At 37.5% G+C, this 14152-nt stretch carries 16 protein-coding genes; 12 read left to right on the plus strand and 4 right to left on the minus strand.

What is annotated here, in order from left to right:
- Positions 1–20: 20 nt before the first annotated feature.
- From FHY45_RS20920 to FHY45_RS09875, 6 genes are all read left to right on the plus strand, one after another.
- Positions 21–146 carry a hypothetical protein gene (locus FHY45_RS20920; protein ID WP_257469018.1) on the plus strand — a complete coding sequence of 42 codons (126 nt, stop codon included), beginning with the start codon at positions 21–23 and terminating at the stop codon, positions 144–146.
- A 110-nt stretch (positions 147–256) separates the two neighbouring features.
- Positions 257–3898 (plus strand): dynamin family protein, encoded by a 3642-nt coding sequence (locus FHY45_RS09855; RefSeq protein WP_180349944.1) that lies wholly within the window; start codon positions 257–259, stop codon positions 3896–3898.
- A complete protein-coding gene (locus FHY45_RS09860; protein ID WP_139891772.1) occupies positions 3870–4709 on the plus strand; it encodes a sulfurtransferase in 840 nt (279 codons plus the stop codon). The genes FHY45_RS09855 and FHY45_RS09860 overlap by 29 nt, the downstream gene beginning before the upstream one ends.
- Before the next feature lie 90 nt (positions 4710–4799).
- Positions 4800–5690, plus strand: a complete 891-nt coding sequence (locus FHY45_RS09865) for a 5'-3' exonuclease (RefSeq protein ID WP_066107294.1) — start codon at positions 4800–4802, stop codon at positions 5688–5690.
- A 148-nt stretch (positions 5691–5838) separates the two neighbouring features.
- Positions 5839–6303 carry an NUDIX hydrolase gene (locus tag FHY45_RS09870; RefSeq protein ID WP_066107291.1) on the plus strand — a complete coding sequence of 155 codons (465 nt, stop codon included), beginning with the start codon at positions 5839–5841 and terminating at the stop codon, positions 6301–6303.
- A 139-nt stretch (positions 6304–6442) separates the two neighbouring features.
- Positions 6443–6712 (plus strand): DUF6123 family protein, encoded by a 270-nt coding sequence (locus tag FHY45_RS09875; protein WP_066107287.1) that lies wholly within the window; start codon positions 6443–6445, stop codon positions 6710–6712.
- A 152-nt stretch (positions 6713–6864) separates the two neighbouring features.
- Here the strand turns inward: FHY45_RS09875 and FHY45_RS09880 are convergent, their stop codons facing one another.
- Together FHY45_RS09880 and FHY45_RS09885 are read right to left on the minus strand one after the other, a co-directional pair.
- Positions 6865–7260 carry a VOC family protein gene (locus FHY45_RS09880; RefSeq protein ID WP_139891773.1) on the minus strand — a complete coding sequence of 132 codons (396 nt, stop codon included), beginning with the start codon at positions 7258–7260 and terminating at the stop codon, positions 6865–6867.
- A gap of 49 nt (positions 7261–7309) precedes the next feature.
- On the minus strand, positions 7310–7705 hold the full coding sequence (locus FHY45_RS09885) for a reverse transcriptase-like protein (RefSeq protein ID WP_139891774.1): 396 nt from the start codon (positions 7703–7705) through the stop codon (positions 7310–7312).
- A 130-nt stretch (positions 7706–7835) separates the two neighbouring features.
- On the opposite strand from FHY45_RS09885, the gene FHY45_RS09890 reads away from it, so the two are divergent.
- A complete protein-coding gene (locus tag FHY45_RS09890) occupies positions 7836–8501 on the plus strand; it encodes a reverse transcriptase-like protein (protein ID WP_139891775.1) in 666 nt (221 codons plus the stop codon).
- Between the two features lie 8 nt (positions 8502–8509).
- On the plus strand, positions 8510–8725 hold the full coding sequence (locus FHY45_RS09895; protein WP_066107273.1) for a zinc-finger domain-containing protein: 216 nt from the start codon (positions 8510–8512) through the stop codon (positions 8723–8725).
- Between the two features lie 24 nt (positions 8726–8749).
- On the opposite strand, the gene cspD is transcribed toward FHY45_RS09895, so the two are convergent.
- A complete protein-coding gene (gene cspD, locus FHY45_RS09900; protein WP_066107270.1) occupies positions 8750–8950 on the minus strand; it encodes a cold-shock protein CspD in 201 nt (66 codons plus the stop codon).
- Between the two features lie 212 nt (positions 8951–9162).
- Here cspD and FHY45_RS09905 point away from each other — a divergent pair, with 212 nt between their 5' ends.
- A complete protein-coding gene (locus FHY45_RS09905) occupies positions 9163–10149 on the plus strand; it encodes an HD-GYP domain-containing protein (protein ID WP_180349945.1) in 987 nt (328 codons plus the stop codon).
- A gap of 88 nt (positions 10150–10237) precedes the next feature.
- Here the strand turns inward: FHY45_RS09905 and metA are convergent, their stop codons facing one another.
- Positions 10238–11146, minus strand: a complete 909-nt coding sequence (gene metA / locus FHY45_RS09910; protein ID WP_066107265.1) for a homoserine O-acetyltransferase MetA — start codon at positions 11144–11146, stop codon at positions 10238–10240.
- Between the two features lie 151 nt (positions 11147–11297).
- On the opposite strand from metA, the gene FHY45_RS09915 reads away from it, so the two are divergent.
- Genes FHY45_RS09915 through FHY45_RS09925 form a run of 3 tightly spaced genes read left to right on the plus strand, consistent with a single transcriptional unit; the run spans position 11298 to position 14066 of the window.
- Positions 11298–12986, plus strand: a complete 1689-nt coding sequence (locus tag FHY45_RS09915) for a formate--tetrahydrofolate ligase (RefSeq protein ID WP_139891777.1) — start codon at positions 11298–11300, stop codon at positions 12984–12986.
- Positions 12987–13023: 37 nt separating this feature from the next.
- A complete protein-coding gene (locus tag FHY45_RS09920) occupies positions 13024–13530 on the plus strand; it encodes a hypothetical protein (protein WP_139891778.1) in 507 nt (168 codons plus the stop codon).
- A gap of 59 nt (positions 13531–13589) precedes the next feature.
- Positions 13590–14066 carry a glutathione peroxidase gene (locus FHY45_RS09925; RefSeq protein WP_139892004.1) on the plus strand — a complete coding sequence of 159 codons (477 nt, stop codon included), beginning with the start codon at positions 13590–13592 and terminating at the stop codon, positions 14064–14066.
- Positions 14067–14152 lie beyond the last annotated feature (86 nt).

Raw genomic sequence — 14152 nt, forward strand, 5'->3', positions numbered from 1 at the left:
CATGACAGGGAAGGTGCATGATGATGATTTGGGTATTTGTAGGTGCAACGGTAACAGCCTTTAGCGGAGTCATGGTTCATGTTTTAAATAATGTAGCAAATCCTAAAGTTATAGCAGCTCAATCACAAGCTAATCAAAGTATGTAAGTTCAGACAAAAGTCTGAACTTATTTTTTTACCAAAATAGATATTTATGGGCAACTATTCCAATTTTCGATAAAATAGATAGATAAATGATTATTAATAAGGGGATAAGTATGAGACTGCATACAAGGGAAGTAACACTTAACCAGCTTTACGCTATTTATAAGTACTTTGAACAAGATGGGGATCAAGTACGGGCACAAAAAACGATCGATATTATGAATAAGGTTAATGATAATGAGTATAGCTTGGCATTTTGCGGACATTTTTCGGCCGGAAAATCTACGCTTATTAATTATATTTTGAAACAGCCGATATTGCCTTCCAGTCCCATTCCGACAAGTGCTAATATCGTGAAAATAAGGAGCGGCAATGGAGAAGCCAGGGTCACTTTAAATGATCAAAAATGTCTAATCTTTCAGCCGCCAATTGATTTTAACAAAATTAAAGAATTTGCGAAAAACGGAGGTTCCATCCAAAAAATCGATTTGATGATTCAGAATTTTCCGTATGCAGACAACTTAGTTTTATTGGATACACCAGGGATTGACTCAACTGATGAAGCCCATGAATTGTCGACTGCCTCCTCATTTCATCTGGCAGATGCGGTTTTTTATGTGACCGATTACAATCATATTCAGTCAGAAATAAATTTTCAGTTTACAAGAGATCTGGCACGTATGGGGAAAAGAATATATGTCATCATTAATCAAATCGATAAACATCAGGAGGATGAGCTTTCTTTTACATCTCTTAAACAAAGTGTAAAGCAAGCTTTTAAGGATTGGGATATACCAGTAGAAGAGTTTTACTTTACTACTATGAAAGCGGAGGATCATCCCTTTAACCAAGCTCACCGTGTAACTGAAAAAATAGCTGAATTAGCTGATATTGCGCCAGCTTATGATGTGAATTCACTTCTTAACCATTTAATAACGGAGCATCTAAATTGGAAAGAAGCGGATTCCAATCAAGCCAGAAATCATCTGGAGCAGCAGCTGCATGACAAACAGAATCATCACTTGTTAGAAATTATTGATTCTGCTGAAAAATTTAGTAAAAGCATTATTAATTTCCGTGAGCATGAGGAAGATAAATTTGATGAACAAATTGGGCATATTATCGAAAATAGCAATATCACTCCATATGAATCCAGGGAACTGGCGAAATCATATTTGGAATCAATGGTTACATCTTTTAAAGTCGGGAGAATATTTGGAAAAAGTAAAACAGAACAAGAAAAAGAAACTCGTAAAGCTAATCTGATTCAAAATATTAAACAGCAGACTGAATCGACAATTTTGTGGAATTTAAATGAATATTTTCAAAGAATGATGAACGATTATCCAGGACACAAACAGGAGAGTCAGAATATCATCCAGTCATTCGACTATGATATTCCCTATGAAACGATCATTGAGGTAGATCAGTTAGCTTCTGTTACCAGTGACTTGGTGTTGAATTTTTCCAAGGATTTGGCATCTTCCATTAAAAAAGCTGCGGGCAAGCAAGCGTTAACTCTTTTCAATACCTTGGTGAGTCAGTGGGAAGAGGAAAGAGAGCAGCGTCTCACCCGGGTGAAGGAGGAATTAAAATCGGACCATTCTATTCTTCACATTTGGCAGGATTGGCAAGTACAGCTGACTAATCAGCGGAGCTATAAAGATAAAATTATGAATGAGTTGACTAAAAGATCCAGATATAACCTTACAGAAGTCATGGAATTCCTGCAAAGCCAGCAAAAAGAGGGTTCAATTGTGGAGATGGATATTAAAGAAGTTAAAGATATTGAACCTGAGCCAAAGCCTGAACGGATAATAAAAAAAGTGGAGACGGCACAGCCGATTTATACATCTGAGCAAGTGGCTTTAAAGCTGCAAAAAGCTTCCCAGGCTTTGAACCACTTACCTGGTCTTGAGAAATTAGCGCAGGAGCTGAAAAATAGGGCAGATTCACTGATGAATCAAACTTACACTTTAGCTCTCTTTGGTGCTTTCAGTGCAGGGAAATCCTCATTTGCCAATGCACTTTTAGGAGCAAACGTTTTACCCGTTTCACCGAATCCTACTACCGCTGTCATTAATCGTATTTTGCCGCCAACGAGCCTACATAAACATGGTACTGCTACCATTCATGCTAAGACTGAGACCATGCTGCTCGATGATTTAAATGAACTGTGGTTTGAGGATGGTTTAAAAGTACAGGATCTAGCGATGGCAAGGAAACAGGCGCAAACCATGCTCAAGAAACAAAGCTATGCGCTAGGATTAAAGGTTTCTTTCCTGGAGGCATTTTTAAAGGGGATTGACTCCTTTGAAGAAAATCTTGGTAAAAGTTTTGCCGTTTCATTGGATGAGTTTTCTGTGTATGCAATAGATGAAACAAAATCATGCTTTATCGAACGCATTGATTTATATTATGACTGTGATTTAACGCGAAAAGGCGTTATTTTAGTTGACACTCCCGGAGCGGATTCTGTTAATGCGAGACATACAGGTACCTCCTTCAATTATATAAAGCATTCAGATGCGATTTGCTTTATTACGTATTATAATCACCCATTCGCACGGGCTGACCGAAATTTCCTTGATCAACTGGGACGGGTTAAGGATTCATTCAGTATGGATAAGATGTTTTTCCTTTTGAATGCGGCTGATTTGGCTGAAAATCTGGAGGAGAGAAAGGTGGTTGAGGATTATTTACGCAGTGAATTGCAAACTTCAGGAATCCATCATCCACGGATTTATCCAATTTCAAGCCGTGCAGCGCTACAACAAAGGACTGAAGAACTCAATTCAGGAAATGAGGCATATATCGAGCTGTTTTCCCATTTTGAATCAGCTTTCTATTCATTTATTCAGGAGGAGCTTAAAGGTATATTAGTTAATGCAGCTATGCTGGATTTGGATAAGGCACTTCAGCTTACCAGTCGACTTGTCGAGCTGTCCAATGAAACCGAGGAGCAGAAGACGAAAAGACGTGTCCAATTGCATGAAAACTGGGAGCGAGTGTTAGCGATATTAAATGAAAAAAGATTTACTCATGAAATGGCCAGGATGAAGCAGGAAACAGAAGAATTGATTCATTATAGTAAGCAAAGGATTAACCTGAACTTCCCGAATTATTTTAAAGAATTTTTTAATCCCGGTACATTAAAGGACCATCGGCAGTCCCTTTTAGCCTGTACGAATCGTTTACTTGATCAAGTCAGAATTGAATTGGCCAATGAAATACAGGCTACATCCTTGCGTTTAGAGGTTATGGTCAAAAAGACCATGCATGATACCTATGTCCAGTTAGTTCAAGAGATTCAAACCATCCATAAAGATTGGTCATTCAGTGAGCCTAAGTCAGATTTACAAAACGAATATAATACCGACCGAGCGCTATTAAATTTAACGGCAGATGATTTCAAAGAAGAACTGAGACTTTTCAAGGGTACCCAGCATTTCTTTGAAAAGAATGGTAGAAAACCAATGGCTGATGCCTTTTTGGAGAAGTTAAACGACTATCTAGATGTTTATTATACAGATCAACAGAACAAATTGTTTGAGTATTTTGAATCAGCCATTCAGTATATAAGTCTTTCATTAATTGAGGAGATGAAAACCGAAGGCAATGAACGATTGAAAAGTATGGAATTGACATTAAACAAGAAATCTAATCCTCAAATTTACCTGGAGGCTGAAAAGCAAATCAAGTTAATTTTAGAATCGGAGGAGGAGAATGCAGTTGCAGCTGGTAAAAGAGTCTGAATGGTTATTTGAACATTTGAGTGATCCTGATTTACGTATCATCGATTGCCAATTCCATTTATCCAATAAAACAGCGGGACGAGAACAATATAGAGAATGCCATATACCGGGAGCTGCTTTTATGGATGTTGCTCAGGATTTATCCGGTCCAATTAAGGAACATGGAGGAAGACACCCGCTTCCTGCGAGAGAAGACTTTATTGAACTAATGAAAGCCATCGGTATACATGAACAGACAACCGTTATTGCTTATGATGGCGGCGAGGGAGCTTTTGCCGGTCGCTTTCTATGGACAGCCCAATTATTTGGATATGAGCGTGTATATGTACTTAATGGAGGATTAAAGGCTTGGCTGGAGAAAGGATATCCAGTAACCGAGGATATTCCTGTGCTGACACCAACAGATTATGCCCCTGTCATGAATAAGAATCTATTAGTCACTTACCCTGAAGTGAAAGACTGGGCAGAGAATGATAGACCAGGTTATTTAATAGATTCCAGAGAATCAGACCGCTATAAAGGAATCCATGAGCCGATTGATCATAAAGCTGGGCATATACCCGGTGCAATAAATATGGATTGGACTGAAAATTTCAGGAACGGTAAATATTTGCCTGTACCAGAGTTGGAAAACCGTTTTAATCACTTGAACAAAGATGAGCCAATCATTGTTTATTGCGGTTCCGGTATTACAGCAACTCCTAATTATATTGCACTCAAGGAAGCAGGTTTTACGAATGTGAAAATCTATGCCGGCAGCTTTAGCGATTGGATATCCTATCCGGAAAACAGAATAGAAACGGACCAGTAAATTGATTTGATGGGAAATTTTTAAGAAGAGAATAAGGCCCGGATATGGTACAATCTGATAACAGAGAATCAGAACATCAGGGGGATTAGGATGAATCAAAATACCAATACATTATTATTAATAGATGGTTTTAACTTACTTAGCAGAGGTTATTTTGCAACTGCTTATGGGAAAACAGAAGATCAATTATATCGAAATAAAAATGGGATTTATACCAATGCACTGCGCGTGTTTTTTCAAAAAATGTTCAGCCTTATTAAAACTCACCAAGTAACGCATTTAGCTGTTGCTTGGGATGTAAAGCGCGAAGAATCGTCCCGCAGACAAAAATTTGATTTTTACAAAGCGACACGCGGAGAATTGCCGGCACCGCTCATTATGCAATATGAAACATTGCGTTCAAGTCTAGAACGGATTGGCGTTAAGCAGCTGTCTGTGCCTTCCTATGAAGCAGATGATGTAATCGGTGCGATTTCTACTATGTGGAGTACGAATAACATGGGGAAATGCTTAATTTACAGTAATGACCGTGACCTGTTTCAATTGCTGAATGAACATACGAGTCAAATTATTGCCAGTAAAACAGGAGATCGTGTTTATACCATTGAAGATTTTCGTGAGGATTATGGAATAGAATCAGCGCAATGGGTCGATGTAAAAGCACTGCTGGGCGATGCAAGTGATAATATTCCGGGCTGTCCTGGTATTGGTGAAAAGACAGCTTTACCACTTATCCAGCATTACCAAACGCTGGAGGGGCTATATGAACAGCTGGAATTATTAGATCCAAAATTCAATCGATGCAAGAAAAAGCTGGCGGCAGGACAGGAATCAGCCTTTATAAGCAAAGAATTGGCCCAAATTATATGTCAAATAGATGTATTTGAGGATTGGACTCATGAACATCTCATGTATGAGATTAATCATGATATTTTGGCTGATGAACTGGAAGAATTAGAATTAAGAATTCGTGTCAGCTAAAAATATATTGAGTAGTCATGATCGAGCTTTATGCCTGAAGGTTTAGGGCTCGATTTTTTTTTTTTTTGATTGATTCATATAAACATGCAAAATCTTCGCTGTTACATTGATTAGTATTACAGAGCGGTAAATAAAAGGAGAGATGAGATTGGGCTATATTGAAGATTTAAGAGCTATTGTGGGTCATCGTCCCTTAATATTAGTTGGATCAGTCGTCGTTATTTCTGACAAGGAAGGCAGGCTGTTGTTGCAGCAAAGAAAATTTCCGAAGGAGTCATGGGGGCTCTCAGGCGGCTTAATGGAGCTGGGAGAAACGACCGAAGAAGTAGCCAGACGTGAAGTGACAGAAGAAACCGGCCTTACGCTGGGCAAGCTGCATTTTATTAATGTATATTCCGGACCGGAGTATTTTGTAAAGGCTGCTAATGGAGATGAATTCTATTGTGTCACGATTGCGTATTATACAAATGAATACGAAGGTGAATTAGTTGTAGATGAAAGTGAATCTATAAAGTTTGAATTCTTTTATCCACATGAATTACCGGGAAGAATCGTTAAAAGCCATAAAAAAATCATTGATGAATATTTATTAAAATTGGATACCGGGAAATAAGGGAAGGGTTAATTCAGTTGTAAAAGTCACCTGGGTGATCAACCTTTTTCAGACAATTCGACAAAAACCTGTATTCAACTTTTTAAAAATGTTTTACAATAAAAGAGTAATTTTGTGAAGGAGTGTGTTTGGGGGATACATGGAAAAATTAGAAGACTATATTTGTAGATTATCTTCGAAAGGATTTCGTCTTGGAGAAGAGGCAATAGGATTTATCTATTTTGGAAAACAGTTGACTTCAGCACCAGACTGGATCGTAAACATTGCACTGGAAAATACATTGAAAGCTCAAAAGAGATTTGATGGAGGTTTTTATATATCACTGCTGGAAACCTTGGTGAATGGTAAAGTTTCCAACAGAAAAGAAGCAAATCAATTAATGAAGGAACATGGCTTACAGGTATCTTGATTTCAATAAATCAAGGTATTTTTTTGTGGCTATTAAACCATATGTCTTTTTTATTTTATGACTTACTAAAAAATTCCCCCTAAATAGTTGGCAAGATGTTCTAGGGTTACAATTTCAACTACTATACATTAGAACAACTAACCTAAGGAAGGTTAGGGTGCTACTAATTCAACTTTAATTCTGTCAGGATCTTCGAAAAAAACGGCATAATGATTTTTCCCACCTGCAAATGGATGTTGATCCTGATAAAGAATTAATATATACTTTTCTTTTAATTTCTTTGTTAGATCGTCTACCTGTTGCCTGGATTCGGCATGAAACGCCAAATGGTTTAATCCCGTTCCACATCTGTGATAAGGAATATCCATATATTTATCCTCTGTCTGAACGAAGACTATATAGGTATCCCCTATTCTAAAGCTTTGTCCACTATCCCACTCCTGGTAAAGTTCATATCCCAATTCAGCTAGAAGCCAGCCCCAAAAGTCAATGGATTTATTTAAATCTGATACATTGATTTCAATATGATGGATAAGCCCTTGCGACAATGATTTTTCCTCTTTTCTATTTTTATTCCATACCGTTTCAACTGAATGATTATTTCTGCTCGTTCATTTGCACAGCTTGCCGGGATAACAGATCAGCTGATTTGTTTTGCGATTCTGGAATCCATTTGATGAAAAATAAGGAGAATTGAGACGAAAGCTCCAGTGCCTGATTGAGTAATTGTCTAAAGGATTCTTTTTTTACATACTCTTTTTCCATTGCATCCGCCACGTGTTTTGAATCGGTTCGAACAGAGATGACATCGTAATTTTTATCCAGGCATATCTTCAAAGCATGGATCAAGGCTAAGTATTCAGCTTCATGATTATTATGGATGCCAAGGGGTATGGAATATCGGTGGACTTCACCATCTGCTTTTATAAAAATACCGGCACCGCTTGGACCTGGATTTCCTTTAGCTGCGCCATCTACATATACTTCTATCATAAGAAAACATCCTTTCAAGTTAAAAAGTACATGAATTTTTATTAAATGTCTACTGTCATAGTTTTAGTGGTATCAGGATAATTTATATATAATGAATTAATTGTATAAAGGATTGGGAAGGGAGAAAGAAATGAACGTAACAATAAAGGGTATCTACAATAAATCCAAAATACCTCCTATAACCTTCACATCAGAAGAAATGGAAAGTCAATTTGCTTTAAGGCTTGTCAATGATCTCGAAAGCACGGGAAGATGGCGAGATTTCATTTTTATTGATGAACTGGGACAAGAATGGACAAAGAAACAGTTTCAAAAGCTGACAGAGGAAATAGAAGAAACCCCACAGAATGTAACGATTTATTTTGATGGAAGTCACAGACCGGGTGAAACCTTTGCAGGAGCTGGCATTGCGATTTATTACACACAAAACAATAAAAGGTTTCGCATACGGAGCAATGAAGTCTTTGATTATATAGAGGACAATAATGAAGCGGAATATTGTGCATTATTAGCAGCTGTCAAAAGGCTTGATGAACTGGGAGTTAAACATCAAAAAGTTATGATAAAAGGGGATTCTCAGGTCGTATTGAAACAATTAACAGGAGAATGGCCTTGTTATGAAGAAAATTTAAATAAGTGGCTGGATCGGATCGAAGAACAGCTTAAGAATCTTGGCTTGCACTTTGAGACAATGGCAGTTCCAAGAAAAGATAATGAGGAAGCACATCGGCTGGCAACACAGGCACTAGAGGGAATTGAGATAGACAGTCAACTTGAATTACCAAAAATGGGGTGATGTTATCGATGAATAAGAAAAAGGGGAAAAAAGATGCTCTTAAACAGGTTGATTTTTTGTTAAGTACGTATTGTGATGGCTGCTTTCTACACAAACAGCTTGTTCGGGATAACGGCCGTACTCATGCACACCGTTTTTGTATCAATCAGTGTACAGTTGGTGAATCCTTGAAACATATAGGCGGAAATTTAAATAAGAAAACAGAAAAGCCGCCTATCCAATAGGCGGCTGTTAATTTTGGTTCATTATTAGGCTTTTTGTACGTTAGTGGCTTGAGGTCCTCTTTCTCCATCTACGATTTCGAAAGTAACTTCTTGGCCTTCTTCTAAAGATTTGTATCCTTCACCTTGAATTGCTGTGAAATGTACGAATACATCATCTCCGCCTTCAACTTCGATAAAACCAAAACCTTTTTCGTTGTTAAACCATTTTACTTTACCGTTTTGCATAGATTTATTCCTCCTAAAACTGTGGCTCAAAAGCCAATTACTATTTATCATAAACTTTAGATAAGTCATGATAATTTCAATATACAACATTCAAATATACAGTGTCAAAATGGATTTTAAAAAATATTGAAAATTTTTAAGAGGTGACTGGATAATTGGGTAAATATGGTATAATTGTTAAAATGAAATGAAAACATATGTCGGGGTGTCTGATGGATACACATCATAATGGTTTTTCTAATTATTTGCTGGAAAGAGTTTATATGAATCAATTACAAAAAGAAATAAGAGATAAGGTGGAACAAAAAACACCTTCTATCAAAGATAATGGGGAATTCCGAATGATGACGACAGAAGAGGTTTCTTTTTGCATGGATCAGGCATGTACGGATATTCGGCATATATTTAAGGATATAAAGAGACGTGGAGAAATTTCCGTCAATCGGGTTAAACAGGAGATTATCCCTGTTATCAAGAGTGCATCATCGAGTCCGCGAATTTTTGAATTGCTTCATCAAACTAAACGTAAAGAGGAGTATACATACTGGCACTCCATTTGCGTAGGAATTCTATCCGGTCTAATCGGGAGATGGCTGAGATTGCCTATAGATGAGCTGGAAGACCTTATGATTTCTGCTGTTTTGCATGATATCGGCATGACCATGGTTCCGGAGAACATCTTAGATAAATCAGGTAAACTTACCTCTCAGGAATATAATATAATGAAACAACATACCGTCTATGGGCATGAACTATTAAGTAGTCTCGACCATATCCCTGATTCGGCTGCCATTGTTGCCTTGCAGCACCATGAGAGAGAAGATGGAATGGGGTATCCTCATGGATTAAAGGGTAAGCAAATTCATTACTTTGCTAAGATTGTCGCCATAGCAGATATATATCATGCGATGTCCTCAGAAAGAGTTTATCACGAAGCAACACCATTTTATTTAATCATCAAACAAATGCAGAATGATGTATATGGAACATTAGATGCTCATATTTTATTGGTTTTCATGGATAGATTGCTTCAGGCGCTGGTGGGCAAAAAAGTAAAGCTGAATAATGGCGAATATGGTTCGATTCTTCTCATAAATCGATATAATCCACTTAAGTCTTTAATAAAGACTGAAAGGGGAATCATAGATTTAATGGCATTTAGGGATATTGAAATCGTTAAGATTATTAATGAAGTATAAGAGGATATTGGATATTAGAAGAAAAAGACAGCTGATAGGCTGTCTTTTATATTTTATATAAGAATTTCTATTGTAAGAATACTTATCATTATTTCCACTGGTAAGGTGTCGTCTGATAGACATAATAATTCAGCCAATTAGAAAATAGAAGACTTGCGTGGCTTTTCCATGTATGAAATGGGAGCTGCAGCGGGTCGTCCTCAGGAAAATAATTTTGAGGAATAGGGGCACCTGAGCTCTTTGATAAGTCACGCTTATATTCATGGGACAAGGTAGCCAAATCGTATTCTGGATGACCGGTTACCATAATTAATCGTTTATCCTTAGAAGCGACCAGGAACAAACCTGCTTCCTCCGATTCTGCTAAGACGATTAACTCCTCATGATTGCGGATCTCTTCTGCTTCAATATCTGTATATCTTGAATGCGGAGCGTAAAAAACATCATCAAATCCTCTTACAAGGCTTTCGAATGGTTTCAATACTTTATGCTTATAGATGCCTGTACATTTTTTATTTAATAATTGCTTTGATATTCCAAAATGATGGTATAGGGCTGCTTGGGCTCCCCAGCATATATGAAGGGATGAGGTTACATGCTCCCTTGACCAATCCATTATGTTGATTAGCTCATTCCAATAGTGAACTTCCTCGAAGTCTAGCTTTTCAACCGGCGCTCCAGTAATAATTAAGCCGTCGAAGCGCTTCGTTGATACTTCGGGGAAGGTTGAGTAGAATTGTTCCAAATGTGTATGGGGTGTGTTTTTACTTTCATGTGTTTCCATTCGTAAAAAGGTTATTTTGACTTGCAGAGGAGTATTGCTTAGTAATCGAAGCAGCTGTGCTTCGGTTTTCTCTTTTTCAGGCATTAAGTTTAAAATGAGAATGTTTAAAGGTCGGATATCCTGACTAAGAGCTCTGTTATCATCCATTACGAAAATATTTTCTTCTTCTAAAATTTGTTTGACGGGTAGTTTATTTGGAATCGTAATCGGCAAGATATGGACCTCCTTGTTTGTTTAAATTTTCAAAATATTAAATAATATTACCATTGTATTCATATTTTTGAGAGGTTGTAAATAATAATGTGTGTTTGATATATATTTTTTGTTAAACTAATTATGACTATTGATTTTTAGGGGGCTCAGCATGAATTTGGACACAATTGTAAAAAGTGATATCGAGATTGCTTTAAATGCAAAAATGAAACCCATAAAAGAAATTGCTGAAACGATTGGATTAAAGGAAGAAGATTGGGAAGCTTACGGGAAATACAAGGCGAAAATCTCTCTTGATGTGTTAAAATCCCGCAGCACCAAAAAGGATGGGAAATTAATTCTCGTTACTTCCATCAATCCTACTAAAGCAGGGGAAGGGAAATCAACGGTAACCGTTGGTCTAGGAGATGCGTTTTCTCTTCTTGGAAAGAAAGCAATGATAGCGATGAGAGAACCTTCTCTTGGACCAGTCATGGGTGTAAAGGGAGGTGCAACTGGCGGCGGTTATTCACAGGTACTCCCAATGGACGAAATTAACCTGCACTTTACTGGTGATTTACATGCCATCACAACAGCAAATAATGCACTGGCAGCTCTGATTGATAATCATATTCAGCAGGGAAATGAACTGCAGATTGACCCACGGAAAATTATTTGGAAAAGGGTCCTTGATATGAATGACCGTGCCCTTCGGCATATTGTAATCGGGCTTGGCGGGGATAAGCACGGAATTCCCCGTGAAGATGGCTTTGATATAACCGTAGCATCTGAAATCATGGCAATTCTTTGTCTCGCGATAGATTTAGATGACTTAAAAGATAAATTAGGGAAGATTGTGATTGGATACACCTATCAGGATACACCTGTTTCTGTTTCAGACTTGGGTGTAGAGGGTGCACTAACTTTATTGTTGAAGGATGCTTTAAAGCCTAATTTGGTTCAAACTATTGAACATACGCCTACGCTAATTCATTGTGGTCCGTTTGCAAATATTGCACATGGATGCAACAGTGTACTTGCTACAAAAACAGCCCTTAAGCTAGCTGATTATTGTGTTACAGAAGCAGGATTTGGTGCGGACCTTGGCGGAGAAAAATTCTTGAATATTAAGACAAGCGCTGCTGATCTTACTCCGGATGCTGTCGTTATCGTGGCAACATTAAGAGCCTTAAAGATGCATGGTGGCGTACAATCGGATAAATTAAAAGAGGAAAATCTAAATGCGATTGAATTAGGGTTCCAGAATTTAGTGAAGCATTGTGAAACGATTCAAGCTTTTGGATTGCCTTTTATCGTCGCTTTAAATAAATTTTCTGCAGATACTGATGCAGAGGTGGAACGATTCAATACTTTATGTCAGAAACATGGATTACCTTTCTCTTTAACAGAAGTGTGGGAAAAAGGTGGGCAGGGCGGATTGGACCTTGCAGCAAAACTTGAAGACCTTATGAAGGAGAATACCAATACATTTAAACGTCTATACGAATCAACGGATTCCATTCAAGAGAAAATTGAAAAAGTCGCAAAAATTGTATATGGGGCACAAAAGATTGAATATTCTCCTGAAGCTCTGCAACAAATACATAAATATGAATCAGAAGGATGGGGGCAGCTCCCTGTTTGTATGGCTAAAACCCAGTATTCATTATCGGACAATCCAAGTCTGTTGGGCAGGCCTGAAGGATTTACATTGTATATCAAAAAGCTAAAGCCTTCTGTAGGAGCAGGTTTTATTGTGGTACTTACTGGAGATATTATGACAATGCCTGGATTACCTAAAAGACCAGCTGCTTTAAAGATGGATGTCGACGAGAATGGCAATGCGGTCGGATTGTTTTAATAAGGGTAGGTAGATTATGTAAAATGGGGGTGATCTCATGTTTGATCCATCAGTTTTTGAAAACCTGAAAGTAGTAGTTGAAGGTGCCTTTTATGATTTAGACTTAGAAGGCGAGTTAGCCATCATAGACAGGCATGATTATGTTGACTTAGCCTATATGTCAAGAATTTTTGAGATTAGTACAAGGCTTGATACTTCGATGGAAAAAGCGGTTGAATGTACACTTTCTTTAAGTGCAGGTTTACAAGCTTTCTCGTCAGAAAAGCTATCATCCATAACGAAACGCGAGCCGGGATGTGATCTTAAAATTAAATTTAGATATATCGATCCTGAGCATCCTCTCCGCAATATTCATATATTGAAGCAGATCTGGGATAAAGGGTATCATTACCGGGTTTTTAAACATACTCCGATTGGATTTAAACATGAAGATCCATTCGTAACGATTGAAATTAAGCAGGATAAGCCAATTTATGAGGATGAAATTGATCAATTACATACCTATGTCAGCCAAATCCATCATATACTGAAAGCAGAAGGTTAGATTTTTTTGAACGAAAGTAAAACTTGATCAGTCATGTATTTTTAGCGGGAGTGAAGATGATGAACATTTATGATTTTAAGGCTAACTTAATCACTGGAGATGAAGTTTCCTTTGAAAGTTATATGGGGAAGGTCCTGCTTATTGTGAATACTGCCAGTAAATGTGGGTTTACTCCACAGTATAAAGAGTTAGAATCCTTTTACCAAAAATATAAGGAGCAGGGCTTGGTTATTCTTGGATTTCCGTGCAATCAATTTATGAATCAAGAACCCGGAGATGAAATGGAAATCCATTCATTCTGCCGAACTAATTATGGAATTACCTTTCCTATGTTCGCAAAAGTGGATGTAAGAGGAGACCAAGCTCATCCATTATTTAATTATTTAACAGAACAGGCCCCTGGTGTGATGGGTTCCAAGGCGATTAAATGGAACTTTACAAAGTTTCTCATTGATCGAAATGGAAAGATTGTAAAACGTTTTGCACCCTCTACAAAACTTTCTGAAGTAGAGAAAAGTATCGTTGATTTATTATAGGACAGACCTCTCCTAGCAAAGGAGAGGTCTTATATTTGTATCTTTTTAAAAACGCTTTTGGTTATAATAGGAGTAACGCCATTTAT

The sequence above is a fragment of the Bacillus sp. D386 genome, from assembly GCF_006346415.1.

Excerpts from the sequence above, each read along its gene's own strand:
- FHY45_RS09925 (WP_139892004.1), top strand. The coding sequence starts at position 13,590 with ATGAACATTTATGATTTTAAGGCTAACTTAATCACTGGAGATGAAGTT.
- FHY45_RS09890 (WP_139891775.1), top strand. The coding sequence starts at position 7,836 with ATGAACGTAACAATAAAGGGTATCTACAATAAATCCAAAATACCTCCT.
- FHY45_RS09865 (WP_066107294.1), top strand. The coding sequence starts at position 4,800 with ATGAATCAAAATACCAATACATTATTATTAATAGATGGTTTTAACTTA.
- FHY45_RS20920 (WP_257469018.1), top strand. The coding sequence starts at position 21 with ATGATGATTTGGGTATTTGTAGGTGCAACGGTAACAGCCTTTAGCGGA.
- FHY45_RS09855 (WP_180349944.1), top strand. The coding sequence starts at position 257 with ATGAGACTGCATACAAGGGAAGTAACACTTAACCAGCTTTACGCTATT.
- FHY45_RS09920 (WP_139891778.1), top strand. The coding sequence starts at position 13,024 with ATGTTTGATCCATCAGTTTTTGAAAACCTGAAAGTAGTAGTTGAAGGT.
- FHY45_RS09915 (WP_139891777.1), top strand. The coding sequence starts at position 11,298 with ATGAATTTGGACACAATTGTAAAAAGTGATATCGAGATTGCTTTAAAT.
- FHY45_RS09905 (WP_180349945.1), top strand. The coding sequence starts at position 9,163 with ATGGATACACATCATAATGGTTTTTCTAATTATTTGCTGGAAAGAGTT.
- FHY45_RS09875 (WP_066107287.1), top strand. The coding sequence starts at position 6,443 with ATGGAAAAATTAGAAGACTATATTTGTAGATTATCTTCGAAAGGATTT.
- FHY45_RS09895 (WP_066107273.1), top strand. The coding sequence starts at position 8,510 with ATGAATAAGAAAAAGGGGAAAAAAGATGCTCTTAAACAGGTTGATTTT.
- FHY45_RS09860 (WP_139891772.1), top strand. The coding sequence starts at position 3,870 with ATGCAGTTGCAGCTGGTAAAAGAGTCTGAATGGTTATTTGAACATTTG.
- FHY45_RS09885 (WP_139891774.1), bottom strand. The coding sequence starts at position 7,705 with ATGATAGAAGTATATGTAGATGGCGCAGCTAAAGGAAATCCAGGTCCA.
- cspD (WP_066107270.1), bottom strand. The coding sequence starts at position 8,950 with ATGCAAAACGGTAAAGTAAAATGGTTTAACAACGAAAAAGGTTTTGGT.